The sequence below is a fragment of the Streptomyces sp. SYP-A7185 genome (genome assembly GCF_046103685.1).
Lineage (GTDB): Bacteria > Actinomycetota > Actinomycetes > Streptomycetales > Streptomycetaceae > Streptomyces.
On record NZ_CP122310.1, the window covers coordinates 6,588,116 to 6,612,063 of the forward strand.

The 23,948-nt window shown below is 71.1% G+C and carries 22 protein-coding genes; 20 read left to right on the forward strand and 2 right to left on the reverse strand.

The features are described from left to right. Window positions 1–193 precede the first annotated feature (193 nt). The gene (gene ftsY / locus QBL25_RS29085; RefSeq protein WP_409059907.1) at window positions 194–1,402 is read left to right on the forward strand and encodes a signal recognition particle-docking protein FtsY; all 1,209 of its coding nucleotides are present in this window, start codon (window positions 194–196) and stop codon (window positions 1,400–1,402) included. 105 nt (window positions 1,403–1,507) lie between these two features. Here ftsY and QBL25_RS29090 read toward each other — a convergent pair whose 3' ends face one another. Next, the gene (locus tag QBL25_RS29090) at window positions 1,508–2,170 is read right to left on the reverse strand and encodes a bifunctional DNA primase/polymerase (RefSeq protein WP_409059908.1); all 663 of its coding nucleotides are present in this window, start codon (window positions 2,168–2,170) and stop codon (window positions 1,508–1,510) included. 422 nt (window positions 2,171–2,592) lie between these two features. Here QBL25_RS29090 and QBL25_RS29095 point away from each other — a divergent pair, with 422 nt between their 5' ends. From QBL25_RS29095 to ftsH, 6 genes are all read left to right on the forward strand, one after another. Next, the gene (locus QBL25_RS29095; protein WP_409059909.1) at window positions 2,593–4,068 is read left to right on the forward strand and encodes a hypothetical protein; all 1,476 of its coding nucleotides are present in this window, start codon (window positions 2,593–2,595) and stop codon (window positions 4,066–4,068) included. A 336-nt stretch (window positions 4,069–4,404) separates the two neighbouring features. Continuing rightward, window positions 4,405–5,769, forward strand: coding sequence for an ammonium transporter (locus QBL25_RS29100; RefSeq protein ID WP_409059910.1), 1,365 nt, complete (start codon window positions 4,405–4,407; stop codon window positions 5,767–5,769). Next, window positions 5,766–6,104, forward strand: coding sequence for a P-II family nitrogen regulator (locus QBL25_RS29105; RefSeq protein WP_150493276.1), 339 nt, complete (start codon window positions 5,766–5,768; stop codon window positions 6,102–6,104). Before QBL25_RS29100 ends, QBL25_RS29105 begins: the two co-directional genes overlap by 4 nt. 96 nt (window positions 6,105–6,200) lie before the next feature. After that, on the forward strand, window positions 6,201–8,669 hold the full coding sequence (locus tag QBL25_RS29110; protein ID WP_409059911.1) for a [protein-PII] uridylyltransferase: 2,469 nt from the start codon (window positions 6,201–6,203) through the stop codon (window positions 8,667–8,669). Window positions 8,670–9,522: 853 nt separating this feature from the next. Next, on the forward strand, window positions 9,523–11,079 hold the full coding sequence (gene ffh / locus QBL25_RS29115; RefSeq protein WP_409059912.1) for a signal recognition particle protein: 1,557 nt from the start codon (window positions 9,523–9,525) through the stop codon (window positions 11,077–11,079). Between the two features lie 107 nt (window positions 11,080–11,186). Further along, window positions 11,187–13,124: an ATP-dependent zinc metalloprotease FtsH gene (gene ftsH / locus QBL25_RS29120; RefSeq protein ID WP_409059913.1), complete on the forward strand. Its 1,938-nt coding sequence runs from the start codon at window positions 11,187–11,189 to the stop codon at window positions 13,122–13,124. A gap of 18 nt (window positions 13,125–13,142) precedes the next feature. On the opposite strand, the gene QBL25_RS29125 is transcribed toward ftsH, so the two are convergent. Continuing rightward, the gene (locus tag QBL25_RS29125; RefSeq protein WP_409059914.1) at window positions 13,143–14,012 is read right to left on the reverse strand and encodes an SAM-dependent methyltransferase; all 870 of its coding nucleotides are present in this window, start codon (window positions 14,010–14,012) and stop codon (window positions 13,143–13,145) included. Between the two features lie 227 nt (window positions 14,013–14,239). Here QBL25_RS29125 and proS point away from each other — a divergent pair, with 227 nt between their 5' ends. From proS to QBL25_RS29190, 13 genes are all read left to right on the forward strand, one after another. Next, window positions 14,240–15,655: a proline--tRNA ligase gene (gene proS, locus QBL25_RS29130; RefSeq protein WP_409059915.1), complete on the forward strand. Its 1,416-nt coding sequence runs from the start codon at window positions 14,240–14,242 to the stop codon at window positions 15,653–15,655. 261 nt (window positions 15,656–15,916) lie between these two features. Continuing rightward, window positions 15,917–16,513 carry a hypothetical protein gene (locus tag QBL25_RS29135; protein WP_409059916.1) on the forward strand — a complete coding sequence of 199 codons (597 nt, stop codon included), beginning with the start codon at window positions 15,917–15,919 and terminating at the stop codon, window positions 16,511–16,513. A gap of 218 nt (window positions 16,514–16,731) precedes the next feature. Then, the gene (rpsP, locus tag QBL25_RS29140) at window positions 16,732–17,169 is read left to right on the forward strand and encodes a 30S ribosomal protein S16 (protein WP_409059917.1); all 438 of its coding nucleotides are present in this window, start codon (window positions 16,732–16,734) and stop codon (window positions 17,167–17,169) included. Window positions 17,170–17,171: 2 nt separating this feature from the next. Beyond that, complete coding sequence (locus QBL25_RS29145; RefSeq protein WP_030361979.1) at window positions 17,172–17,411, forward strand: RNA-binding protein; 240 nt, start codon at window positions 17,172–17,174, stop codon at window positions 17,409–17,411. 143 nt (window positions 17,412–17,554) lie between these two features. Continuing rightward, window positions 17,555–18,169 (forward strand): ribosome maturation factor RimM, encoded by a 615-nt coding sequence (gene rimM / locus QBL25_RS29150; protein ID WP_409059918.1) that lies wholly within the window; start codon window positions 17,555–17,557, stop codon window positions 18,167–18,169. Further along, a complete protein-coding gene (gene trmD, locus QBL25_RS29155; protein ID WP_409059919.1) occupies window positions 18,169–18,990 on the forward strand; it encodes a tRNA (guanosine(37)-N1)-methyltransferase TrmD in 822 nt (273 codons plus the stop codon). Before rimM ends, trmD begins: the two co-directional genes overlap by 1 nt. A 132-nt stretch (window positions 18,991–19,122) precedes the next feature. Beyond that, window positions 19,123–19,473 (forward strand): 50S ribosomal protein L19, encoded by a 351-nt coding sequence (gene rplS / locus QBL25_RS29160; protein WP_160507458.1) that lies wholly within the window; start codon window positions 19,123–19,125, stop codon window positions 19,471–19,473. A 45-nt stretch (window positions 19,474–19,518) separates the two neighbouring features. Further along, window positions 19,519–20,238 (forward strand): signal peptidase I, encoded by a 720-nt coding sequence (gene lepB / locus QBL25_RS29165; RefSeq protein WP_409059920.1) that lies wholly within the window; start codon window positions 19,519–19,521, stop codon window positions 20,236–20,238. After that, window positions 20,231–21,313: a signal peptidase I gene (lepB, locus tag QBL25_RS29170; protein ID WP_409059921.1), complete on the forward strand. Its 1,083-nt coding sequence runs from the start codon at window positions 20,231–20,233 to the stop codon at window positions 21,311–21,313. Before lepB (QBL25_RS29165) ends, lepB (QBL25_RS29170) begins: the two co-directional genes overlap by 8 nt. Beyond that, a complete protein-coding gene (gene lepB / locus QBL25_RS29175) occupies window positions 21,201–22,169 on the forward strand; it encodes a signal peptidase I (RefSeq protein WP_409059922.1) in 969 nt (322 codons plus the stop codon). The genes lepB (QBL25_RS29170) and lepB (QBL25_RS29175) overlap by 113 nt, the downstream gene beginning before the upstream one ends. Before the next feature lie 80 nt (window positions 22,170–22,249). Next, window positions 22,250–23,017 carry a signal peptidase I gene (lepB, locus tag QBL25_RS29180; RefSeq protein WP_409059923.1) on the forward strand — a complete coding sequence of 256 codons (768 nt, stop codon included), beginning with the start codon at window positions 22,250–22,252 and terminating at the stop codon, window positions 23,015–23,017. Continuing rightward, the gene (locus tag QBL25_RS29185) at window positions 23,007–23,513 is read left to right on the forward strand and encodes an NUDIX hydrolase (RefSeq protein WP_409059924.1); all 507 of its coding nucleotides are present in this window, start codon (window positions 23,007–23,009) and stop codon (window positions 23,511–23,513) included. The genes lepB (QBL25_RS29180) and QBL25_RS29185 overlap by 11 nt, the downstream gene beginning before the upstream one ends. Before the next feature lie 55 nt (window positions 23,514–23,568). Next, entirely contained in the window at window positions 23,569–23,877 is a 309-nt protein-coding gene (locus QBL25_RS29190; RefSeq protein ID WP_003965949.1) for a DUF2469 domain-containing protein, read from the forward strand. Window positions 23,878–23,948: the final 71 nt, after the last annotated feature.

Below are 23,948 nucleotides of genomic sequence, written 5' to 3' on the forward strand. Positions count from 1 at the left end.
GGGGTCCGTGCCTCTCGCTCGGATCGCAACGCCGCGACCCGTCCGTGGGGGTGATCGCGTTGGACTCTACGCGCGTTGATGCGGAGAGCTCCATCGTACTTTAGTCCGAGTAGTGGCCTCTAATAGCTTATGTTCCTTGGAGGAAGCTACAGCTTGGGCCCGCCTTGCCCCCATGGCTGATACTGGGTGGGTTATGGAAATCGTCATCCTTGCTGTAGTCATCGCCGTGGTCGTGATCGGCGCGCTCGGCGGGCTCGTGGTCGGCAGCCGCAAGAAGAAGCGGCTGTCCCCGAAGGCCCCGTCGTCCACGCCCACCATCACCGCCCCTCCGGCCGAGCCGCACGTCGGCGACGAGGCCGAGACGCCGCGCGACGAACCGCGCCGCACGATCGAGGAGGTGGAACTCCCGGGCGCCGGAGCCGAGGCGCCGGTCGTCATTGAAGAGGCCCCCGAGGCTGCCCCGGAGGTCGAGACCCCGGAACCCACGGCAGGTCGCCTGGTCCGTCTGCGCTCGCGGCTCTCGCGCTCGCAGAACGCGCTCGGCAAGGGGCTGCTCACGCTCCTGTCCCGCGAGCACCTGGACGAGGACACGTGGGAGGAGATCGAGGACACCCTCCTCACCGCCGACGTCGGCGTCGCCCCCACCCAGGAACTGGTCGAGCGGCTGCGCGAGCGCGTCCGCGTGCTCGGCACCCGCACCCCCGACGATCTGCGCACGCTGCTGCGCGAGGAGCTCGTCGCGCTGGTCGGCACGGACTTCGACCGGACGGTCAAGACCGAGTCGGGCCTGGAGACGCCCGGCATCGTGATGGTCGTCGGCGTGAACGGCACCGGCAAGACCACCACCACCGGCAAGCTCGCCCGCGTCCTGGTCGCCGACGGCCGCACCGTGGTCCTCGGCGCCGCCGACACCTTCCGCGCGGCCGCCGCCGACCAGTTGCAGACCTGGGGCGAGCGCGTCGGCGCCCGCACGGTCCGCGGCCCCGAGGGCGGCGACCCCGCCTCGATCGCGTTCGACGCGGTCAAGGAGGGCATCGCCGAGGGCGCCGACGTGGTCCTCATCGACACCGCCGGGCGGCTGCACACCAAGACCGGCCTGATGGACGAGCTCGGCAAGGTCAAGCGCGTCGTCGAGAAGCACGCGCCGCTGGACGAGGTCCTCCTCGTCCTGGACGCCACGACCGGGCAGAACGGCCTGGTGCAGGCGCGCGTCTTCGCCGAGGTCGTCGACATCACCGGCATCGTCCTGACGAAGCTGGACGGCACGGCCAAGGGTGGCATCGTCGTCGCGGTCCAGCGCGAGCTGGGCGTGCCCGTGAAGCTGATCGGGCTCGGCGAGGGCGCGGACGACCTGGCGCCGTTCGAGCCCGAGGCCTTCGTGGACGCGCTGATCGGGGAGTAACCCTCCGCCGGTCCGCGGCCACGCGCCCCTTCGGGGCCCGAGACAAGCGCGGAAGAAATGCCCGCCCCGGGGTGCAGCCGGAGCGGGCATTTCGCTGTGCGGGCGCTACGCCGGCGAGCGGTGCGCCACGTACGCCAGGGTCCCCAGGAGCAGCCGGGCCTGCGGGGGATGGGTCGCCGAGTCCAGGTCCGGGGCGCGCAGCCAGCGGACCGGACCGAGGCCCGCGCGGTCGGAGGGCGGGGCCGTGATGTGCGTGCCGGGGCCCAGGCCGTGCAGGTCGAGGCCCGCGTCGTCCCAGCCCATGCGGTAGAGCAGCCGGGGGAGTTCGGCGGCGGCGCCGGGGGCCACGAAGAAGTGCGCCCGGCCCTCCGGGGTGGCGGCCACCGGGCCGAGCGGCAGGCCCATGCGCTCCAGGCGGACCAGCGCCCGGCGTCCGGCGGCCTCGGCCACCTCGATGACGTCGAAGGCGCGCCCCACGGGCAGCAGTACGGCGGCGCCCGGGAACTGGGCCCAGGCTTCCGTCACTTCGTCGAGCGTCGCGCCCGCGGGGACCTCCGGGGCGAATTCCAGGGGATGGGCGCCGGGGGCCGCGCAGCCGGCCGCGCCGCAGGAGCAGCGGCCGTCCAGGGCGCGTGCGCCGGGAACCGCGGCCCATCCCCACAGTCCGGTGTACTCGGCCACCGCCGTGCAGTCCGACGTGCGGCCGCGCCGCCGTGAACCGGTGCGAGGCTTGTCGGTTCCCCGGATGCCGCCGATCGTGAAGCCCATGCCCCCTCCAACGGGTCGAGCGCGGTGTGGTTACGTGACGGAATCGGATCGTGACCCTGTGCTTTTGTGTGGGCGCCCGGTGGTCTCAGGGGGGTGCGCCCGGTCATTCGCGCCCCCAAGTGCTCCCTTCCGCCCACCTTCGGTCGTCCACTGTCAAGTCAATCGCTTGTGGCGGGACTGGAGTTCATTCGAAGGGGTGGCGAATGGTGGCGTTTCCGCGATCGCCCTCGCCGGAGGGGTGATCGTAGGATTACTTTCAGTGCACGGTCCCTGAGTGCCGGGCACTCGTGGGTATGCCGGAGGCAAGTCGGTTTCCTGTTCGATGGGTGACGTTCTCCGGACGGAGAGCCGCCAGGCGCGGCATTCTGGTAGGGCTTGGCGTGAGACCGCGCGTAAGTGTCTTGAGGGATGGGGGCGTTCCAGTGGGCGGCAACGGCGAGAGTGGTGCGAACGCTGAGAAGCGCCCGAACGAACTGCTCAATTCCTGGTTCGTGCGCAGCGGCTGGTCGAAGGGCGAGCTGGCCCGCCAAGTGAACCGCAGGGCACGCCAGTTGGGCGCGCACCACATCTCCACCGACACCTCCCGGGTGCGCCGCTGGCTGGACGGCGAGAACCCCCGCGAGCCCATCCCGCGCATCCTCTCCGAGCTGTTCTCCGAGCGGTTCGGCTGCGTCGTCGCCGTCGAGGACCTCGGCCTGCGCGCCGCCCACCAGTCGCCCTCCGTCTCGGGCGTCGACCTGCCCTGGACCGGACCCCAGACCGTCGCCCTCATCAGCGAGTTCTCGCGCAGCGACCTGATGCTGGCCCGGCGCGGCTTCCTCGGCACCTCGCTCGCGCTCTCCGCGGGCCCCTCCCTCATCGAGCCCATGCAGCGCTGGCTGGTCCCCGGCCCGACGAGCCCGGTCGGCGATCCCGAGCCCGCCGCCCCCCCGCGCAGGCCCGGCCGGCTCTCCAAGCCGGAGCTTGACCTCCTGGAGTCCACGACCGTGATGTTCCGGCAGTGGGACGCCCAGTGCGGCGGAGGCCTGCGGCGCAAGGCCGTCGTCGGCCAACTGCACGAGGTGACGGACTTGTTGCAGGAGCCCCAGCCCGAGTCCACCTCCAAGCGCCTCTTCAAGGTCGCGGGCGAGCTGGCCGAACTCGCCGGCTGGATGAGCTACGACGTCGGACTCCAGCCCACCGCCCAGAAGTACTTCGTGCTCGCCCTGCACGCGGCGAAGGAAGCCGGCGAGAAGCCCCTCGGTTCGTACATCCTCTCCAGCATGAGCCGTCAGATGATCCACCTCGGGCGGCCCGACGACGCGCTCGAACTGATCCACCTCGCGCAGTACGGCAGCCGGGACTGCGCGAGCCCGCGCACCCAGGCCATGCTGTATGCGATGGAGGCCCGCGCCTACGCCAGCATGGGCCAGCCCGGCAAGTGCAAGCGGGCCGTGCGCATGGCCGAGGACACCTTCGCCGACGCCGCCGACTTCGACGAGCCCGAGCCCGACTGGATCCGCTTCTTCTCCGAGGCCGAGCTGAACGGCGAGAACGCCCACTCGTTCCGTGACCTGGCCTATGTGGCGGGCCGCAGCCCGACGTATGCCTCGCTCGCCGAGCCCGTCATGGAGCGCGCCGTCGAGCTCTTCGGCAAAGACTCCGAGCACCAGCGTTCGTACGCCCTGAACCTCATCGGCATGGCCACGGTCCACCTGCTGCGGCGCGAGCCCGAGCGGAGCACGGTCCTCGCGGGCCAGGCCCTCGCCATCGCCAAGAAGGTCCGCTCCGAGCGGGTCAACACCCGGCTCCGGAAGACCGTGGACACGGCCGTGCGGGACTTCGGCGACATCGCCGAGGTCGTGCAGCTGACCGACCAGCTCGCCGTCGAGATGCCGGAAGCCGCGGAGGCGGTCTGACGGCGTCCACCCAAGCTCCGGCCGCGGCCGGCCATCCCGAACCGCCCGACTCGGCTCCCCCACGCCAGGTCAATCGGATGGCCGTCGCGGCCGGTTCAGGCTGTGTGCGCAGGGTATGAAACCGCGCCCCGCCTGACCCGGCAGTTCATGGACGCGTAACACGCACGACCTCTTCGTCACTGCGGCGAAACATCGAGGGGCTCCCCCTGAAACGGTGCTGGGCCAATCTCTGGCGCATAAAGGCCCACCCTTCCCCAAGCTCTCGGCTCCGCTCGACCAGGGGAGACCCCACCTGCCCCGCCCGCACGGGCCGCATACGACGACGAGGAGACGCCGATGCCCCCAGGCATCACGATCGCCGCAGACGCTCCGCAGCTGTCTGCCGCCAACACAGGGTTCATGCTCATCTGTTCCGCCCTGGTGATGCTCATGACGCCGGGACTCGCCTTCTTCTACGGAGGCATGGTCCGGGTCAAGAGCACGCTGAACATGCTGATGATGAGCTTCATCAGTCTGGGGATCGTCACCATCCTCTGGGTGCTGTACGGCTTCTCCATCGCGTTCGGCACCGACCACGGCAGCCTCTTCGGCTGGTCGTCCGACTATGTGGGACTGAGCGGCATAGGGCTCACCGAGCTGTGGGACGGCTACACCGTCCCGGTCTATGTCTTCGCGGTCTTCCAGCTGATGTTCGCGATCATCACGCCCGCGCTGATCAGTGGCGCGCTCGCCGACCGCGTGAAGTTCACCGCCTGGGCGCTGTTCGTCGCGCTGTGGGCCACGGTCGTCTACTTCCCGGTCGCGCACTGGGTGTGGGGCACCGGCGGCTGGGCCTTCGAGCTCGGCGTCATCGACTTCGCCGGTGGTACGGCGGTGCACATCAACGCCGGTGCCGCCGCGCTCGGCGTGATCCTGGTCATCGGCAAGCGCGTCGGCTTCAAGAAGGACCCGATGCGGCCGCACAGCCTGCCGCTGGTCATGCTCGGCGCCGCGCTCCTGTGGTTCGGCTGGTTCGGCTTCAACGCCGGATCGTGGCTGGGCAACGACGACGGCGTCGGCGCGATGATGTTCCTGAACACGCAGGTCGCCACCGCCGCGGCCATGCTGGCCTGGCTCGCCTACGAGAAGATCCGGCACGGCGCGTTCACCACGCTCGGCGCCGCGTCGGGTGCCGTCGCCGGCCTCGTCGCGATCACCCCGTCCGGCGGCTCCTGCTCGCCGCTCGGCGCGATCGCCATCGGAGCCGTCGCCGGTCTGCTCTGCGCCATGGCCGTCGGCCTGAAGTTCAAATTCGGCTACGACGACTCCCTCGACGTCGTCGGGGTCCACCTCGTCGGCGGTGTCGTGGGCTCGCTGCTCGTCGGCTTCTTCGCCACCGGCGGCGTCCAGTCCGACGCCAAGGGTCTCTTCTACGGCGGTGGGCTCGACCAGCTGGGCAAGCAGGCCGCCGGTGTCGGCGCCGTCCTCGCGTACTCCATGATCGCCTCCGCGATCCTCGCCTTCCTGGTCGACAAGACCATCGGGATGCGGGTCAGCGAGGACGAGGAGGTCTCGGGCATCGACCAGGTGCAGCACGCCGAGACCGCGTACGACTTCAGTGGCGCGGGCGGTGGCACGGCGCCCCGTACCGCCGCCGTGCCCGGGCCGGTCCAGGACGCCGGCAAGGCCGCGAACGAGAAGAACAAGAGGGTGGACGCATGAAGCTCATCACCGCGGTCGTCAAGCCGCACCGGCTCGACGAGATCAAGGAAGCCCTCCAGGCCTTCGGCGTCCAGGGCCTGACCGTCACCGAGGCCAGCGGGTACGGCCGCCAGCGCGGTCACACCGAGGTCTACCGTGGCGCGGAGTACACCGTCGACCTCGTGCCGAAGATCCGGATCGAGGTCCTGGTCGAGGACGACGACGCCGAACAGCTCGTGGATGTCGTGGTCAAGGCCGCCCGGACCGGCAAGATCGGGGACGGCAAGGTCTGGAGCGTGCCGGTGGACACGGCCGTCCGGGTGCGGACCGGTGAACGCGGGCCGGACGCGCTCTGAGCCGCGCTGCGGGGACGTGCCGGGGCCGGGCCCTCGACCGGGCCGGGCCGAGCGGAACTGAGCGGAACTGAGCGGAACTGGAACAGGAGCTGCTGGGTGACGAGTGTGGACGTACGTAGTGAATCGGACTCGGAAGACTCCGGACCCAGCGGCTATGCGGCGGCCCGGCTGCGCCTCCTCCAAGGAGAGGCGCAGTCCGGGCCGCCGCGCCGTTCGGCCCTCTCCGACCTGACCGACGACTGGCTGACCGGGCTCTTCACGGCGGCCGGAGCCCCGCGCGGGGCCGCGCTGGTCGCCGTGGGCGGCTACGGCAGGGGCGAGCTCTCGCCGCGCAGCGACCTCGACCTGCTGCTGCTGCACGACGGCAGCGCGGACGCCGGTGAGATCGCCGCCCTCGCGGACCGCGTCTGGTATCCCGTCTGGGATCTAGGGCTCGCGCTCGACCACTCCGTGCGGACGCCCGCGGAGGCGCGCAAGACCGCGGGCGAGGACCTCAAGGTGCAGCTGGGGCTGCTCGACGCGCGGCACGTCGTGGGGGACCTGGGGCTGACCGCCGGGCTGCGGACGGCGGTCCTCGCCGACTGGCGCAACCTCGCGCCGAAGCGGCTGCCCGAGCTGCGCGAGCTGTGCGAGGAACGGGCCGAGCGGCAGGGGGAGTTGAGCTATCTCCTGGAGCCGGACCTGAAGGAGGCCCGGGGCGGCCTCCGGGACGCGACCGCGCTGCGGGCCGTCGCCGCCTCATGGCTCGCGGACGCGCCCCGGGAGGGCCTCGCCGACGCCCGGCGGCGTCTCCTCGACGTGCGGGACGCGCTGCATCTGGCCACGGGGCGGGCCACGGACCGGCTCGCCCTCCAGGAACAGGACCAGGTCGCCGCCGAGCTGGGCCTGCTCGACGCCGACACCTTGCTGCGGCAGGTGTACGAGGCCGCGCGCACCGTCTCGTACGCGAGTGACGTGACGTGGCGCGAGGTGGGCCGGGTGCTGCGGTCCCGGTCCGTGCGGCCCCGGCTGCGGGCCATGCTGGGCGGCGGCAAGGGGGCGGCGGCCGAGCGGTCGCCGCTGGCCGAGGGGGTCGTGGAGCAGGACGGCGAGGTCGTCCTCGCCCGGGCGGCCCGGCCCGAACGGGACCCGGTGCTGCCGCTGCGGGCCGCCGCTGCCGCGGCCCAGGCGGGGCTGCCGCTCTCGCTGCACGCGGTGCGCAGGATGGCCGCGGCGGTGCGGCCGCTGCCCACGCCGTGGCCCGCCGAGGCCCGGGAGCAGCTGGTGACGCTGCTGGGGGCCGGGCGGCCCACGGTCGAGGTGTGGGAGGCGCTGGAGGCCGAGGGGCTGATCACCCGGCTCCTTCCGGACTGGGAGCGGGTGCGGTGCAGGCCGCAGCGCAACGCCGTGCACACCTGGACCGTCGACCGGCACCTGGTGGAGACGGCGGTGCGGGCCGCGGAGCTGACGCGGCGCGTGGGCCGGCCCGACCTGCTCCTGGTCGCCGGGCTGCTGCACGACATCGGGAAGGGCTGGCCCGGGGACCACTCCAAGGCCGGGGAGATCATCGCCAGGGACGTCGCCGCGCGGATCGGTTTCGACCGTGCGGACGTCGCCGTCCTGGCCACGCTCGTACGGCATCACCTGCTCCTCATCGAGACGGCCACGCGGCGCGACCTGGACGACCCGGCGACGGTGCGGTCCGTGGCGGACGCGGTGGGGTCGCTCGGGACGCTGGAGCTGCTGCACGCCCTGACGGAGGCGGACGCGCTCGCCACCGGGCCCGCGGCCTGGTCCGCCTGGCGGGGTTCGCTCGTCGCCGACCTGGTGAAGCGAGTGGGGGCGGTCCTCTCCGGGGACGAGCCGGAGGGGGCGGAGGACGTCGCGCCCACCGCCGAGCAGGAGCGGCTGGCGGTGGAGGCGTTCCGTACGGGCGGTCCGGTGCTGGCGCTGCGGGCCCAGACCGAGGCACCCGGGGGAGTGGCCGAGACGGAGGCCGAGGCGGCCGGTGGCCCTGAGCCGCTGGGCGTGGAGCTGATCATCGCGGTGCCGGACCAGCCGGGTGTGCTGTCCGCCTTGGCCGGGGTGCTCGCCATGCACCGGCTCACCGTGCGGACCGCGGAGCTGCGCGGGGTGGGGCTGCCGTCCGGGCTCGAGGACCCGGTGCTGCTGCTCAACTGGCGGGTGGCCGCGGAGTACGGCTCCCTGCCGCAGGCGGCGCGGCTGCGGGCGGATCTGGTGCGGGCCCTCGACGGCTCGCTGGACATCGCGGCACGCCTCGCGGAACGGGACGCGGCGTACCCGCGCCGCCGGGGGACGGTCGCACCGCCGCCCCGCGTCACGGTCGCCTCGGCGGGCTCCCGCCTCGCGACGGTGATCGAGGTGCGGGCCCAGGACGCCCCGGGCCTCCTCCACCGCATCGGCCGGGCCCTGGAGTCCTCGGGCGTGGAAGTACGCAGCGCCCATGTGTCGACCCTGGGCTCGAACGCGGTGGACGCCTTCTACGTGACGGACAAGGGAACGCCCCTGCCGGGGGAGCGGGCAGCGACGGTGGCCAGAACGGTGGAGGAGGCGCTGCGGGGTTAGGGGCGAGCGCGCCGGAGGCGAAGCTGCGGGGTTAGGGGCGAGCGCGCTGGAGGTGAAGCTGCGGAGGTAGGGGCGAGCGCGCCGGAGGCGAAGCTGCGGAGGTAGGGGCCAGCGCGCTGGAGGCGAAGCTGCGGGGCCGGCGGGAGCGCGAGGGGTGACGCGCCGCGGCCCGGCACACTCCCCACGGGCCCGCCTGCCCCGCGCCACCCCCGCCGCTACCGCCCCGCGATGGCTCGCCCCGCTTCACTCGTCCACGCCGCGACCGCCCCGCGGTGGCTCGCCGGCCCACGCCGCTTTACTCGTCCCCGCCGCTGCCGCCCCGCGATGGCTCGCCCGTCCACGCCGTTTCACTCGTCCCCGCCGCTGCCGCCCCGCGATGGCTCGCTCGCCCACGCCGTTTCACTCGTCCCCGCCGCTGCCGCCCCGCGATGGCTCGCCCGCCCACGCCGCTTCACTCGTCCCCGCCGCTGCCGCCCCGCGATGGCTCGCCCGCCCACGCCGCTTCACTCGTCCACGCCGCTGTCCCCTGTGCCGGCCCGCCCGCCCACGCTTCCGCGCCCGCTCCCGCCTCGGCGCACGCACCCGCCCGCCTCCGGGCACCGAACACCCTTCCCGCTCCGGGGTAATCGGGTGGGTGGGCGGGAAAGGCTTGTTCGGTGTGCAGGACCCCGGGGCAGGCGGGTACACGCAGGGGAGAAGCCCCCGCCAGGGGGCGGACAAGTCCCGCCCGGACGCTGCGCGCCCACGCGCCCGGTGGTGCGGATACCCTGGAGGGCGACCCATCCGCCCTCCCCCACGCTCAGCTCCGCGCGAGCGGGGGGCGCCCCCTTCGACCCGAGGATTCGCGACCGCCGTGTTCGACACTCTCTCCGACCGCCTCGCAGCGACATTCAAGAACCTCCGGGGCAAGGGCCGCCTGTCCGAGGCGGACATCGACGCCACGGCGCGCGAGATCCGCATCGCCCTGCTCGAGGCGGATGTCGCCCTCCCCGTCGTCCGGGCGTTCATCAAGCAGGTCAAGGAGCGCGCCACCGGCGCCGAGGTCTCCCAGGCCCTGAACCCCGCCCAGCAGGTCATCAAGATCGTCAACGAGGAGCTCGTCGGCATCCTCGGCGGCGAGACGCGACGCCTGCGGTTCGCCAAGAACCCGCCGACCGTCATCATGCTCGCCGGTCTCCAGGGTGCCGGTAAGACCACCCTCGCCGGAAAGCTGGGCCTCTGGCTCAAGGGTCAGGGCCACTCCCCGCTCCTGGTCGCGTGTGACCTCCAGCGCCCCAACGCCGTGAACCAGCTCTCCGTCGTCGCCGAGCGCGCGGGCGTCGGCGTCTACGCCCCGCAGCCGGGCAACGGCGTGGGCGACCCGGTCCAGGTCGCCAAGGACTCCATCGAGTTCGCCAAGACCAAGCAGTACGACGTCGTCATCGTCGACACCGCCGGCCGCCTCGGCATCGACCAGGAGCTGATGCAGCAGGCCGCGGACATCCGCGACGCCGTCAGCCCGGACGAGGTCCTCTTCGTCGTCGACGCCATGATCGGTCAGGACGCCGTCAACACGGCGGAGTCCTTCCGCGACGGCGTCGGCTTCGACGGCGTCGTCCTGTCGAAGCTCGACGGCGACGCCCGCGGTGGTGCCGCCCTGTCGATCGCGCAGGTCACCGGCCGTCAGATCATGTTCGCCTCGAACGGCGAGAAGCTGGACGACTTCGACGCGTTCCACCCGGACCGCATGGCGTCCCGCATCCTCGGCATGGGCGACATGCTCACGCTGATCGAGAAGGCCGAGCAGACCTTCTCCCAGCAAGAGGCCGAGAAGATGGCCGCCAAGCTGCAGAGCAGCAAGGGCGGCAAGGACTTCACCCTCGACGACTTCCTGGCCCAGATGGAGCAGGTCAGGAAGATGGGCAGCATCAGCAAGCTGCTCGGGATGATGCCCGGCATGGGTCAGATCAAGGACCAGATCAACAACCTGGACGAGCGGGACGTCGACCGCACGGCCGCCATCATCAAGTCGATGACGCCCGCCGAGCGCGCGGACGCCGCGATCATCAACGGCTCGCGCCGCGCCCGTATCGCCAAGGGCTCCGGCGTCGAGGTCAGCGCCGTCAAGAACCTGGTCGAGCGCTTCTTCGAGGCCCGCAAGATGATGTCGCGGATGGCCCAGGGCGGCGGGATGCCCGGCATGCCCGGGATGCCGGGCATGGGTGGCGGCCCCGGCAAGCAGAAGAAGAAGCAGAAGCAGGCCAAGGGCAAGCGGAAGTCGGGCAACCCGATGAAGCGCAAGCAGGAGGAGCAGGAGGCCGCCGCCCGCCGCGAGCAGGCGGCCCAGGAAGGCGGCGCCTTCAACCTCCCCGCGGGACAGCAGGGCCAGAACTTCGAGCTGCCGGACGAGTTCAAGAAGTTCATGGGCTGACCTGGCCCGTTTCCGTACGCCGCCTGGGGCGCCCCTCTGTCGGGAGGGGCGCCCCAGGCGTTTCCGGAGCGGATGCCCGGCCCCGGTTTGTGTCGTAGCGTCCGGATATGAGCAACCCTGTGCCGCCGCGCCAGGCGCCCGACCAGCCGTGGCGCTCCGAGGGCGCACCGCCGCCCGAGCCCGCGCCGCCGCCGAAGAAGAAGATGCCGGGCGGGTGGGGCGGGCTCATCCTCACCGCGCTCATCGTCTATCTCATCGCCAACCTCGTCCTGTCCTTCTTCAACGACGGCGACGAGCCGACGATCTCGTACACGGAGTTCAGCAAGCAGGTCGACTCCGGGAACGTCACGAAGATCTACTCCAAGGGCGACGCGATCCAGGGGCAGCTCAAGAAGGAGCAGCCGAAGCCGGGCGACGAGAAGGGGAACTACACCAAGTTCACCACCCAGCGCCCCGCCTTCGCCGACGACAAGCTCTGGGACGACCTGACCAAGCACGACGTCACCGTCACCGCCGAGCCCGTCGTCCAGGAGCGCAGCTTCCTCTCCAACCTGCTGATCTCGCTCGCCCCGATGCTGCTCCTGGTCGTCCTGTGGATCTTCATCGCCCGGCGGATGAGCTCGGGCATGGGCGGTGCGGGCGGCATGCTGGGCCGCAAGGCCCCGCCGAAGCCGGTGGAGCTGGAGCCCGGCGAGCAGCGCACCACCTTCGAGGACGTGGCGGGCATCGACGAGGTCGAGGGCGAGCTCAGTGACGTCGTCGACTTCCTGAAGAATCCGGCGGCGTACCGCGAGATGGGCGCCAAGATGCCGCGGGGCGTGCTCCTGGCCGGCCTGCCCGGCACCGGTAAGACGCTGCTCGCGCGGGCCGTCGCCGGTGAGGCCGGGGTGCCCTTCTTCTCGGCGTCCGCGTCGGAGTTCATCGAGATGATCGTGGGCGTCGGCGCCTCGCGCGTACGCGAACTCTTCGCCGAGGCCAGGAAGGTCGCGCCCTCCATCATCTTCATCGACGAGATCGACACCATCGGACGGGCACGTGGCGGCGGCAGCGGGATGGGCGGGCACGACGAGCGCGAGCAGACGCTGAACCAGATCCTCACCGAGATGGACGGATTCTCGGGCTCCGAAGGCGTCATCGTCCTCGCGGCCACCAACCGCGCCGACATCCTCGACCCGGCCCTGACCCGCCCCGGCCGCTTCGACCGGGTCGTCACCGTCAGCCCGCCCGACCGGAACGGACGCGAGGCCATCCTCAAGATCCACACCCGTGAGATCCCGCTGGCGGACGACACCGACCTCGCCCAGGTCGCCCGTACGACACCGGGGATGACCGGCGCCGAACTCGCCAACCTCGCCAACGAAGCCGCCCTGCTCGCCGTCAAGCGCAAGCAGAAGCAGGTGACACAGGCCGACCTCTCCGAAGCGCTCGAAAAGGTCCAGCTCGGTGCCGAGCGGCCGCTGGTCATGCCGGACGAGGAGCGGCGCCGCACGGCGTACCACGAGAGCGGGCACGCCCTGCTCGGCATGCTGCAACCCGGCGCGGACCCCGTCCGGAAGATCACCATCGTGCCCCGCGGCCGAGCCCTGGGCGTCACGCTGTCGACCCCGGACTCCGACAAGTACGCGTACACGGAGGAGTATCTGCGCGGCCGCATCGTCGGGGCCCTCGGCGGCATGGCGGCCGAACAGGTCGTCTTCGGCGTCGTCACGACGGGCGCCGAGAACGACCTGGAGCAGGTCACGAACATCGCCCGCGGCATGGTCGGCCGCTGGGGCATGAGCGAGCGCGTGGGCCGGCTCTCCGCACTGCCGAACGACGCCCAGCAGGCGTACGGGCTCTCGGCCGCGCCGGTCACCCTCGACACGATCGACCACGAGATGCGGCGGATCGTCGACGAGTGCTACGAGAGCGCGTGCCGCCAACTGGCCGAGCACCGGGGGCAGCTGGACGCCCTGGCCGCCGCCCTCCTGGAGAACGAGACGCTGGACGAGGAGGCGGCCTACCGGGTCGCAGGCATCACCCGCCTCACCAAGGACGCCGGCTAGGCCCCTTCCGCGAACCCACTACCGCGTACGCGCGATCAAGTACCGGAAGACGTTCGGCATCCACACCGTCCCGTCCCGCCGCTTGTGCGGGTGCAGGGCCTCCGTCAGCTCCTTGTCGACCTGGACCTGGTCCGTCGCGCCCACCGCCGCGTCGAACAGCCCCGTGGAGAGCAGGCCGCGGACCGCGCTGTCCGTGTCCGCGTACCCGAAGGGGCACGCCACGCGTCCCGAGCCGTCCGGTTTGAGGCCGGCCCGCTGGGCGACCTCCTCCAGGTCGTCACGGAGGGCGGGGCGCCAGCTTCCCGCGCTGCGGAACGGGTCGGCGAGCTTGGTCGCCACCTTCAGCACGGAAGACGTCGTGCAGCGCTCCGGCGGACCCCAGCCGGCGAGGACCACGGGGGTGCCGCGCCCGGTCAGCGGGACGGTGGCCTCCAGAAGGCCGGACAGGCCCTCGGAGTCGCCCGCCACACAGCCGATCGGCTGGAACGCGGTCACCATGTTGAAGGGGGGTACGTCAGGGCCCGCGACGTCGGCGGGGCCTCCTTCGACGAGCCGGGCGCCGCCGTGCGACGACGTGTCCGTGTCCGCGTCCGCATCGGACAGCAGGCGCTCGCGTGCCAGGGCGAGCCGTTCGGGTGCCGAGGGGTCGACACCGGTGACCGTCGCGCCCCGGGACGCCGCCATCAGGAGGGCGAGTCCGGAGCCGCAGCCGAGACCGAGAAGCCGTGTCCGGCCGTCCACGTCGAGTCGTTCGTACACCGCTTCATAGAGCGGTACCAGCATCCGTTCCTGGATTTCCGCCCAGTCACGCGCGCGTGCGCACCGGTCCACGCCGCGTGGGGTCGCGCCGGCGCGGGGGAGGTGCGGTTGCGCGAGTGTAGGTGTCATCGAAAGCGCCCCAATCCGCCGAGAGTTGCTGGAGTGTCGTGTTCAAACGTTTCGTCCGCCCCCGTGCAGTGCGCTCGCACTCCCCCCGTATGCCAGAGAACTCCGCATCCGTCGCGGCGTCCAGGGGTTGTGGGGCAATGCTTGCGTGCCACCGTCGTGCGCCCCCCGGGTGAGTCCCGGAAGAATTCAATTCACTCGCTCCGGAGGCCCGCCGTACCATGCGCGCCATGGCCAAGGCACCCGTTCTCACGCCCCGGGCGGAAGACTTTCCGCGCTGGTACCAGGATCTGATCAGCAAGGCCGAACTGGCCGACAACGGCCCGGTGCGCGGCACCATGGTGATCCGACCGTACGGCTACGGCCTGTGGGAACGCATGCAGCAGGACATGGACGCCCGCATCAAGGAGACGGGTACGCAGAACGCGTACTTCCCCCTCCTCATCCCCCAGTCGTACCTGACCCGGGAGGCCGAGCACGTCGAGGGCTTCGCCCCGGAGCTGGCCGTCGTCACGCACGGCGGGGGCAAGGAGCTGGAGGAGCCGGTCGTCGTGCGCCCCACCTCGGAGACGATCGTCAACGAATACTTCACCAAGTGGGTGCAGAGCTACCGCGACCTGCCGCTCCTGATCAACCAGTGGGCGAACGTCGTCCGCTGGGAGCTGCGGCCCCGGCTCTTCCTGCGCACGTCGGAGTTCCTCTGGCAGGAGGGGCACACGGCCCACGCGACGTACGAGGAAGCACGCGATTTCGCGGGCCGGATCCACCGCGACGTCTACGGGGCCTTCATGCGGGACGTCCTCGCGATGGACTTCGTGCTGGGCCGCAAGACCGCCCGTGAGCGCTTCGCGGGCGCGGTCAACACCCTGACGCTCGAGGGCATGATGGGCGACGGCAAGGCCCTCCAGCTCGGCACGAGCCACGAACTCGGCCAGAACTTCGCCCGCGCGTTCCAGACCCGCTACCTCTCCAAGGAGGGCGGGCAGGAGTTCGTCTGGCAGACCTCCTGGGGCAGTACGACGCGGATGATCGGCGCCCTGGTGATGATGCACGGCGACGACGACGGCCTGCGGGTCCCGCCGCGCCTCGCGCAGATCCAGGCCGTCGTCCTCGCGGTCAAGGGCGACGACGCCGTGCTCGCCGAGGTCCGTGAGATCGGCGACCGGCTCAGGGCCGCGGGCGTACGCGTCGAGGTCGACGACCGCACGGACATCCCCTTCGGGCGCCGCGCCGTCGACTGGGAGCTCAAGGGAGTGCCGGTCCGCGTCGAGGTCGGTCCGCGCGACCTGGAGAGCGGCACCGCGATGCTGGCCCGCCGCATCAGGGGAGGCAAGGAGCCGGTGGCGATCGGCTCCCTGGCGGCGGTGCTGCCCGCCCTCCTCGAAGAGGACCAGCGACTGCTCCTGGACCAGGCCCGCGAGCGCCGGGAGTCCCGCACCTCGGACGTCACCACCGTCGACCAGGCCGTGGAGGCCGCGGCGGCCGGCGGCTGGGCCCGCATCCCCTGGGCCACGCTCGGCGCGGAGGGCGAGGCGAAGCTCGCCGAGCACTCCGTCTCCGTACGGTGTCTGGTCGCGGAGGACGGGGCGGTGCCGGACGCCGAGGAGACCCCGGGTAACGTCGCGGTCGTGGCGCGCGCTTACTGAGGGGCGCCCTTCCGGAACCAGCGCTCCCGTTCCCGGCCCGTACGCCTGCCGGGGCACCACGAGCCCCGGTGTGCGTGCTTCTTCTACGCGCGGGGGCGTACGCGCCGCTACGTACCGGGTTGCCATGACCTGCGAGGCTTCTGGGCAGATCGGCGCACCCGCCCTCGTCCGGACGCATCAACGGCAACTGACGGGTACGTGCAAATTATTTGGGATGCCCCGGAATGGAACCCCCGGGCATCCCGGCTCGTTGTTCACGACGTGAGCACGACACCACCTGTTCTCGCCGCAGAGCTGGCACAGGCGTGGGCCGATATTCAGCGGCACCACCCCGAGCTGCCCGATCTTGCCGCGCCCGAATCCCTGATCGGAGAGTCGTCGTCCGCCTGCGGCGCCGAACTCTCCTTCGAGCGACTGCTCCACGAGGCAGTCCATGGCATCGCCGCGTCACGCGGCGTACGCGACACCTCACGCGCGGGCCGCTATCACAACCGCAGATTCCTCGCGATCGCCGAGGAGTTGGGCCTCGACCACCCCGAGGAGCCGCACCCGAGCAGCGGCTTCTCCCTGGTCACGCTCAACCCCGAGGCGCGCAAGCGCTACCGCCCGACGATCGAGCGGTTGCAGCGTGCCCTGAAGGCGCACACCGCGGCGACCGCCGGTGACACGGCACGCAGCTTCCGCGGCCCGGCCGCCCGGCATGGCTCCTCCGGGGGCGGCGTCCGCGTCAAGGCCGTCTGCGACTGCGGGCGCAACGTCCGCGTGGTCCCCTCGGTGCTCGCCCAGGCGCCCATCGTCTGCGGCGGCTGCGGCAAGCCCTTCCGTATCCCGGAAGTGGTCGGCGCCGTGGCCGGCTGACGGACCGGCCCGTCAGCCGCGCACGCCGTGGTCGCGGGGGCGCCCGGACCGGTTTCGGACGCCCCGGCGACGTATGGCACAATGGCTAGCTGTACTCGACAGCCGCATAGGAACCCTCTCGCCTCCGGCTGACGCGTCCATCGGGCACCCCGAGTACCGCAACCCCACGTGGCATCTCGTTGTGCCCAACCACGTCAAGACCAGGAGACACCACTCCAGTGGCAGTCAAGATCAAGCTGAAGCGTCTGGGCAAGATCCGTTCGCCTCACTACCGCATCGTCGTCGCCGACTCCCGTACCCGCCGTGATGGTCGGGCCATCGAGGAGATCGGTCTGTACCACCCGGTGCAGAACCCCTCGCGCATCGAGGTCGACTCGGAGCGCGCGCAGTACTGGCTCTCCGTCGGCGCTCAGCCGACCGAGCCGGTCATGGCGATCCTGAAGCTCACCGGTGACTGGCAGGCGCACAAGGGCCTTCCGGCCCCCGCGCCGCTGCTCGTCGCGGAGCCCAAGGACAAGCGCGCCGCGTTCGAGGCCTTCACCAAGGGCCTCGAGGGCGACGAGCCGAAGGGTGAGGCCATCACCCAGAAGGCCAAGAAGGCTGACAAGAAGGCGGACGCGGCCGAGGCCGCGCCCACCGAGTCGACCGAGGCCTGAGCATGCTCGAGGAGGCTCTCGAGCACCTCGTGAAGGGCATCGTCGACAACCCCGACGACGTGCAGGTCGCCTCGCGCAACCTGCGCAGGGGGCGTGTGCTCGAGGTCCGGGTTCACCCGGACGACCTCGGCAAGGTGATCGGCCGTAACGGCCGTACCGCGCGCGCTCTGCGGACCGTCGTGGGCGCCATCGGCGGCCGCGGTGTCCGCGTCGACCTCGTCGACGTGGACCAGGTTCACTGAACCAAAGGCAGCACCGGCACGGGCCGGGGAGGGCTTCTGGCCTTCCTCGGCCCGTAGTCGTCTGTGGGCGACCCGTGTGTGGTCCCGGGCGTCCGTAGTCGCCGACGGGACCCTTCCGTAGGCACACGACAGGAGAGAGAGCAGTGCAGCTGGTAGTCGCGCGGATCGGCCGCGCCCATGGCATCAAGGGTGAGGTCACCGTCGAGGTGCGCACCGACGAGCCGGAGCTGCGGCTCGGGCCCGGCGCCGTCCTCGCCACCGACCCCGCCTCCACGGGGCCGCTGACCATCGAGGCGGGCCGGGTGCACAGCGGCCGCCTCCTGCTGCGCTTCGAGGGCGTACGCGACCGCACGGGCGCCGAGGCGCTGCGCAACACGCTGCTGATCGCGGAGATCGACCCGGAAGAGCTCCCGGAGGACGAGGACGAGTACTACGACCATCAGCTGATGGACCTCGACGTCGTCACCGAGGACGGGACCGAGGTCGGCCGGATCACCGAGATCTCGCACCTGCCCTCGCAGGACCTGTTCATCGTGGAGCGGCCCGACGGCAGCGAGGTGATGATCCCCTTCGTGGAGGCGATCGTCACCGAGATCGACCTGGAGGAGCAGCGGGCCGTCATCGACCCGCCGCCCGGCCTGATCGACGACCGCGCGGAGATCGCGTCCGCCAGGGACGACGAGGACCCTGCCGAGCACCCCGACGAGGACCCCGCCGAGGGCCCTTCCGCGGGCGGCCCCGCGAAGGACGACGCCTGATGCGGCTCGACGTCGTCACGATCTTCCCCGAGTACCTGGAACCCCTGAACGTCTCCCTCGTCGGCAAGGCACGCGCGCGTGGCCGGCTCGACGTGAACGTGCACGACCTCAGGGAGTGGACGTACGACCGGCACAACACGGTCGACGACACCCCGTACGGCGGCGGCCCCGGCATGGTCATGAAGACCGAGCCCTGGGGCGAGGCCCTCGACGACGTCCTGGCCGGCGGGTACGAGGCGGGGGCCCACGGGCCCGTCCTGGTCGTCCCCACGCCCAGCGGGCGCCCCTTCTCCCAGGAGCTCGCCGTCGAGCTCTCCGAGCGCCCCTGGCTGGTCTTCACGCCCGCGCGCTACGAGGGCATCGACCGCCGCGTCGTGGACGAGTACGCGACCCGGATGCCCGTCTACGAGGTGTCGATCGGCGACTACGTCCTGGCGGGCGGCGAGGCGGCCGTCCTGGTCGTCACCGAGGCCGTGGCCCGGCTCCTGCCCGGGGTTCTCGGCAACGCCGAGTCCCACCGCGACGACTCCTTCGCGCCCGGCGCCATGGCGAACCTCCTGGAAGGCCCCGTCTACACGAAGCCTCCGGAGTGGCGCGGCCACGGCATCCCGGACGTGCTCGTCAGCGGCCACCACGGCAAGATCGCGCGCTGGCGCCGGGACGAGGCGCTGCGGCGCACGGTCCGCAACCGGCCCGATCTGATCGAGCGCTGCGACCCCGCAGGCTTCGACAAGAAGGACCGCGAGATGCTCTCGATCCTGGGGTGGCGGCCGGGGCCCGACGGCCGATTTGGGCGAGACCCCGAGGCCGTGGAACAATAGGCCGCTGCTGTACGTCCAGCGTGCGCCCCTGCCACAGGGGGAAAGACGCCCGCCCGACGCGAACAGCTATCGAATCCTCATCACGAACTTCCCGCTGATGACCTGTGGCATCAGTGAAGAAAGCAGACGATCATGGCTAACCTGCTCGACTCCGTCGACAGCGCTTCGCTGCGCACCGACATCCCGGCCTTCCGCCCGGGTGACACCGTCAACGTCCACGTGCGCGTCATCGAGGGCAACCGCTCCCGTGTCCAGCAGTTCAAGGGCGTAGTCATCCGTCGCCAGGGTGCCGGCGTGCGCGAGACCTTCACGGTCCGCAAGGTCTCCTTCTCCGTCGGCGTGGAGCGCACCTTCCCGGTGCACACCCCGATCGTCGAGAAGATCGAGCTCGTCTCCCGCGGCGCCGTCCGCCGCGCGAAGCTGTACTACCTCCGTGAGCTGCGCGGCAAGGCCGCGAAGATCAAGGAGAAGCGCGACAACTGAGCTGACGCTCGGGTCCACAGCGGAGCCGGATAGCATCTGGCCCCGATGGACACCGAAGCACGGCACACGGAGCGCGACCGCTCCTCCCCACCCACCGACTCCCCGAGCGCCGAGCGCGACGGAGGGTCCGCGGAGGCGGAGGACCGGTCGCGCTCCGCTTTTGCGTCGCTGGTGTCTTGGGTGCCCGGCGGCAGAATCACCCTGACGCTGCTGTTCTGCATGGCCTCCCTGCTGCTCGTCAGCACCTTCGTGATGCAGCCGTTCCAGATCCCCAGCGGCTCCATGGAGCCCGCGTTCCGGGTCGGAGACCGCGTACTCGTCAACAAGTTGGCGTACCGTTTCGGTTCCGAGCCGCAGCGGGGTGACGCGGTCGTCTTCGACGGCAGCGGCTACTTCGGAGATGCCGACTACATCAAGCGGGTCGCAGGGGTGGGGGGAGACCGCGTGGTCTGCTGCGACGAGCGGGGGAGGATCAAGGTGAACGGCGAACCCGTCGACGAGCCGTATCTGTACCCCGGCGACGCCCCCTCCAAGGTGCGTTTCGTCGCGGTCGTCCCCGAAGGCAGCCTGTTCCTCCTCGGCGACCACCGCAGCGACTCCCGTGACTCCCGCGATCACCTGGGCCAGCCCGGCGGCGGCATGGTCCCCGTCGACTCCGTGATCGGCAGGGCCGACTGGATCGCCTGGCCCCTCGGACACTGGACCTCCCTGGAGCGTCCCGACAGCTACGCGCGCGTGCCGGCACCAGGCGGCGCGCATGGGTAACCGAGGGCGGACACGTGCCGCGAGTCACCGCAACGACACCGGGCTCCCCACCGGCTCCCGGCCCACGACGGGGCCCGTACTGCCCGGCAGGGCCGAACGGCGCAAGCTCGCGCGGAAGGTCAAGCGGCGCAGGCGGCGCTCGGCGATCAAGGAGATACCTCTCCTCATAGGCGTCGCGCTGCTGATAGCCCTGGTCCTGAAGACCTTCCTGGTGCAGGCCTTCGTGATCCCCTCGGGCTCGATGGAGCAGACGATCAGGATCGGCGACCGCGTCCTGGTGGACAAGCTCACCCCGTGGTTCGGCTCCAAGCCCGAGCGCGGCGACGTCATCGTCTTCAGGGACCCGGGCAACTGGCTCAAGGACGAACAGACCACGAAGAAGAACGACCCCGTGGGGGTCAAGCAGATCAAGGAAGGGCTCACCTTCATCGGTCTGCTGCCCTCCGACAACGAACGCGACCTCATCAAGCGCGTGGTCGGCGTCGGCGGCGACACCGTGAAGTGCTGCGACAAGAACAAGAGACTGACGGTCAACGGCGTCCCGCTCACCGAGCCTTACATCAATCCGGGTGATGAGCCCTCATCGTTCGAGTTCGAGGTCAAGGTCCCCGAGGGGCGCTTCTTCGTCATGGGGGACCACCGCTCGGACTCCGCGGACTCGCGGTTCCACCGCACCGAGAAGTTCAGCGGCACCGTGTCCGAGGACAGCGTGGTGGGCCGCGCGCTGGTCATCGCCTGGCCCTTCGACCACTGGCGCAAGCTGGAGGAGCCCGATACGTACGCCTCCGTGCCCGACGCGCGTGCGGGGTCGGACACCGCCCTCGGGCCGTCGCATAGGCTGGCCCCCGGCGATCGACATGGATTGACCGTACTCCCGACCCCTGCGGAACTCCCGCTCGTTATGGGAGTGGTGGGCCTGCATCGCATCAGGAGCGGGCAGCGGCACGGACTGAGGAGTGGATGTGGGGGATGTGGCGGTCGGCGCACGGTCCGGACACGGTGGGCCCGAGGAGCAGCCAGGGCGATCGGACGAGCCGGAGGCCGGGGCGGCGGACGGCGTGAACCCCGGGAGTGACCCCGCGGGCGCGAGTCCCGCACCGGACGAGCGGGACGGGAAGCCGGCCAAGGGGCCGAAGAAGCCCCGCTCCTTCTGGAAGGAGCTGCCGCTCCTCATCGGCATCGCGCTGATCCTGGCGCTCGTGATCAAGACGTTCCTGGTGCAGGCGTTCTCGATTCCCTCGGACTCGATGCAGAACACCCTCCAGAAGGGCGACCGCGTCCTGGTCGACAAGCTGACCCCGTGGTTCGGTTCCGAGCCCGAGCGCGGCGAGGTCGTCGTCTTCAACGACCCGGGCCACTGGCTCGACGGTGAGCCGACGCCCGACCCGAACGCGCTCCAGCGGGTCCTCGGCTGGGTCGGCCTGATGCCGTCCGCCGACGAGAAGGACCTGATCAAGCGCGTCATCGCGGTCGGCGGCGACACCGTGGAGTGCAAGGGCACCGGCCCGGTGAAGGTCAACGGCAAGGCACTGAACGAGCCGTACGTCTTCGAGGGCAACACCCCGTGCACCGTGGACGACCAGGGCGGCCAGTTCAAGGTCACCGTCCCCGCGGGCAAAATCTGGGTCATGGGCGACCACCGGCAGAACTCGCTGGACTCCCGCTACCACCAGAACCAGCCCGGCGGCGGCGCGGTCCCCGTGGACAACGTCGTGGGCCGCGCCATCGTGATCGCCTGGCCGCCCACCCGCTGGGCCACGCTGCCCAAGCCGGACACCTTCGACCAGCAGGGCATCAACGCCGCCATGAGCGCGGCGCCCGCCGCCCTCGGGCTCGCGGGTGCGGTGCCGGTCGTGCTCTGGCGCAGGCGCAGGCTCACGGTGGCCGACGCCCGGGCCGCGAGGGTTTCTGGCGGAGGTACCGCCGGGTAGGGTGCCGTCCCAGATCACCGATCTTCCGCGCTCCTGTTCGTAGGGGCGCGGGGTCGTCTCCGATATGGGGGAGCACTGGGATGAGCAGGACACAACGTACGGACGAGGGCCACGGACGGCTCGGCAGCGTGCTGTCGGGGCTTGCCGTGGCCCTCGGCTGTGTGCTCTTCCTGGGAGGCTTCGTCTGGGGCGCCGTCCTGTACCAGCCCTACACCGTGCCCACCGGGTCGATGACGCCGACGATCGGCGCGGGCGACCGGGTCCTCGCGGAGCGGATCGACGGCGACGAGGTGCGCCGGGGCGATGTCGTCGTCTTCCGGCAGGCGAGCTGGGGCGACCTGCCGATGGTCAAGCGCGTGGTCGGCGTCGGCGGCGACCGGATCTCCTGCTGCACGGACGGCAAGCTCATGATCAACGGCAAGCCCGTCGCAGAACCGTATCTTCCGGAAGGCAAGGGCGCCGCGGCCACCGGCATCCCGGCCACCACGGTCCCCAAGGGCAACCTCTTCCTGCTCGGCGACGAGCGCAGCGGTTCCCTGGACTCCAGCGTGCACCTGGGCGACTCCAACCACGGCTCCGTGCCGCGCGGTGCGGTGGAGGGCCGGGTCGACGCCGTGGCCTGGCCGACGGAGCGGTTCGGGACGCTGGAGCGCCCCGCGGGCTTCGCGGACATGCCGGGCGGCATCTCCGAGCCCGGGCCGGTACGGCTGATGGTGTGGGCGGTGGTCGGCGGTGCCGTCCTCGTCCTGGGCGGCGCCGCGTACGGCCCGGTGGCCAAGCGGATGCGGCGCGGGCGTGAGCGTCCGCAGAGCCGTGACCGCGCGGGAGAGAGCGCCCATGTCGGCTGAGCAGCCGAAGCCGCGGGCGCTGCGCAGGGTCGCGCGGGTGGTGCTGCTCGACCCACAGGACCGCATCCTGCTGCTGCACGGCCACGAGCCGGAGGACAGGGCGGACGACTGGTGGTTCACGCCGGGCGGCGGTCTGGAGGGTGACGAGACGCATGAACAGGCCGCGCTGCGAGAACTCATGGAAGAGACGGGCATCACCGAGGTCGAGCTCGGCCCCGCCCTGTGGCAGCGGACCTGCTCGTTCCCCTTCGCCGGACGGCGCTGGGACCAGGACGAGCGGTACTTCCTGGCGCGGACGTCGCAGACGTACACGCAGGCCACGGGGCTGACGGAGCTGGAACGACGGAGTGTCGCGGGAGCGCGTTGGTGGACGTGCCGGGAACTGACCGAGGCACATGAGACGGTGTATCCGACCAGGCTCGCCGAGTTGCTTCGCAGGCTGCTCGACGAGGGTCCTCCGAGCCGGCCCGAGACGCTCGACACGGAAATCGTGTAGAGGCTCCAGGGGCTGACGCACAATAGGGGGACGCAAGGCTGAAGGGGAACATGCCATGAGCGCCGAGGACCTCGAGAAGTACGAGACCGAGATGGAGCTGAAGCTCTACCGGGAGTACCGCGATGTCGTCGGTCTGTTCAAATATGTGATCGAGACCGAACGGCGCTTCTACCTCACCAACGACTACGAGATGCAGGTGCACTCCGTCCAGGGTGAGGTTTTCTTCGAGGTATCCATGGCGGATGCCTGGGTGTGGGACATGTACAGGCCCGCACGGTTCGTGAAGCAGGTACGCGTCCTGACGTTCAAGGACGTGAACATCGAGGAGCTCAACAAGAGCGACCTCGAACTGCCGGGAGGCTGAGTCCACCGGACCGCGTTCACCGTCACGGGTGACGGGGTTTTCCACAACGCGTGAGTCATCCACCAAGATCC

Coding starts and splice junctions, on each gene's coding strand:
- QBL25_RS29100 (WP_409059910.1), top strand. CDS start 4,405: ATGCCCCCAGGCATCACGATCGCCGCAGACGCTCCGCAGCTGTCTGCC.
- QBL25_RS29190 (WP_003965949.1), top strand. CDS start 23,569: ATGAGCGCCGAGGACCTCGAGAAGTACGAGACCGAGATGGAGCTGAAG.
- QBL25_RS29145 (WP_030361979.1), top strand. CDS start 17,172: ATGCTCGAGGAGGCTCTCGAGCACCTCGTGAAGGGCATCGTCGACAAC.
- lepB (WP_409059923.1), top strand. CDS start 22,250: ATGAGCAGGACACAACGTACGGACGAGGGCCACGGACGGCTCGGCAGC.
- QBL25_RS29125 (WP_409059914.1), bottom strand. CDS start 14,012: ATGACACCTACACTCGCGCAACCGCACCTCCCCCGCGCCGGCGCGACC.
- ftsY (WP_409059907.1), top strand. CDS start 194: ATGGAAATCGTCATCCTTGCTGTAGTCATCGCCGTGGTCGTGATCGGC.
- QBL25_RS29185 (WP_409059924.1), top strand. CDS start 23,007: ATGTCGGCTGAGCAGCCGAAGCCGCGGGCGCTGCGCAGGGTCGCGCGG.
- trmD (WP_409059919.1), top strand. CDS start 18,169: ATGCGGCTCGACGTCGTCACGATCTTCCCCGAGTACCTGGAACCCCTG.
- proS (WP_409059915.1), top strand. CDS start 14,240: ATGGCCAAGGCACCCGTTCTCACGCCCCGGGCGGAAGACTTTCCGCGC.
- lepB (WP_409059921.1), top strand. CDS start 20,231: ATGGGTAACCGAGGGCGGACACGTGCCGCGAGTCACCGCAACGACACC.
- lepB (WP_409059920.1), top strand. CDS start 19,519: ATGGACACCGAAGCACGGCACACGGAGCGCGACCGCTCCTCCCCACCC.
- QBL25_RS29090 (WP_409059908.1), bottom strand. CDS start 2,170: ATGGGCTTCACGATCGGCGGCATCCGGGGAACCGACAAGCCTCGCACC.
- rplS (WP_160507458.1), top strand. CDS start 19,123: ATGGCTAACCTGCTCGACTCCGTCGACAGCGCTTCGCTGCGCACCGAC.
- ftsH (WP_409059913.1), top strand. CDS start 11,187: ATGAGCAACCCTGTGCCGCCGCGCCAGGCGCCCGACCAGCCGTGGCGC.
- QBL25_RS29105 (WP_150493276.1), top strand. CDS start 5,766: ATGAAGCTCATCACCGCGGTCGTCAAGCCGCACCGGCTCGACGAGATC.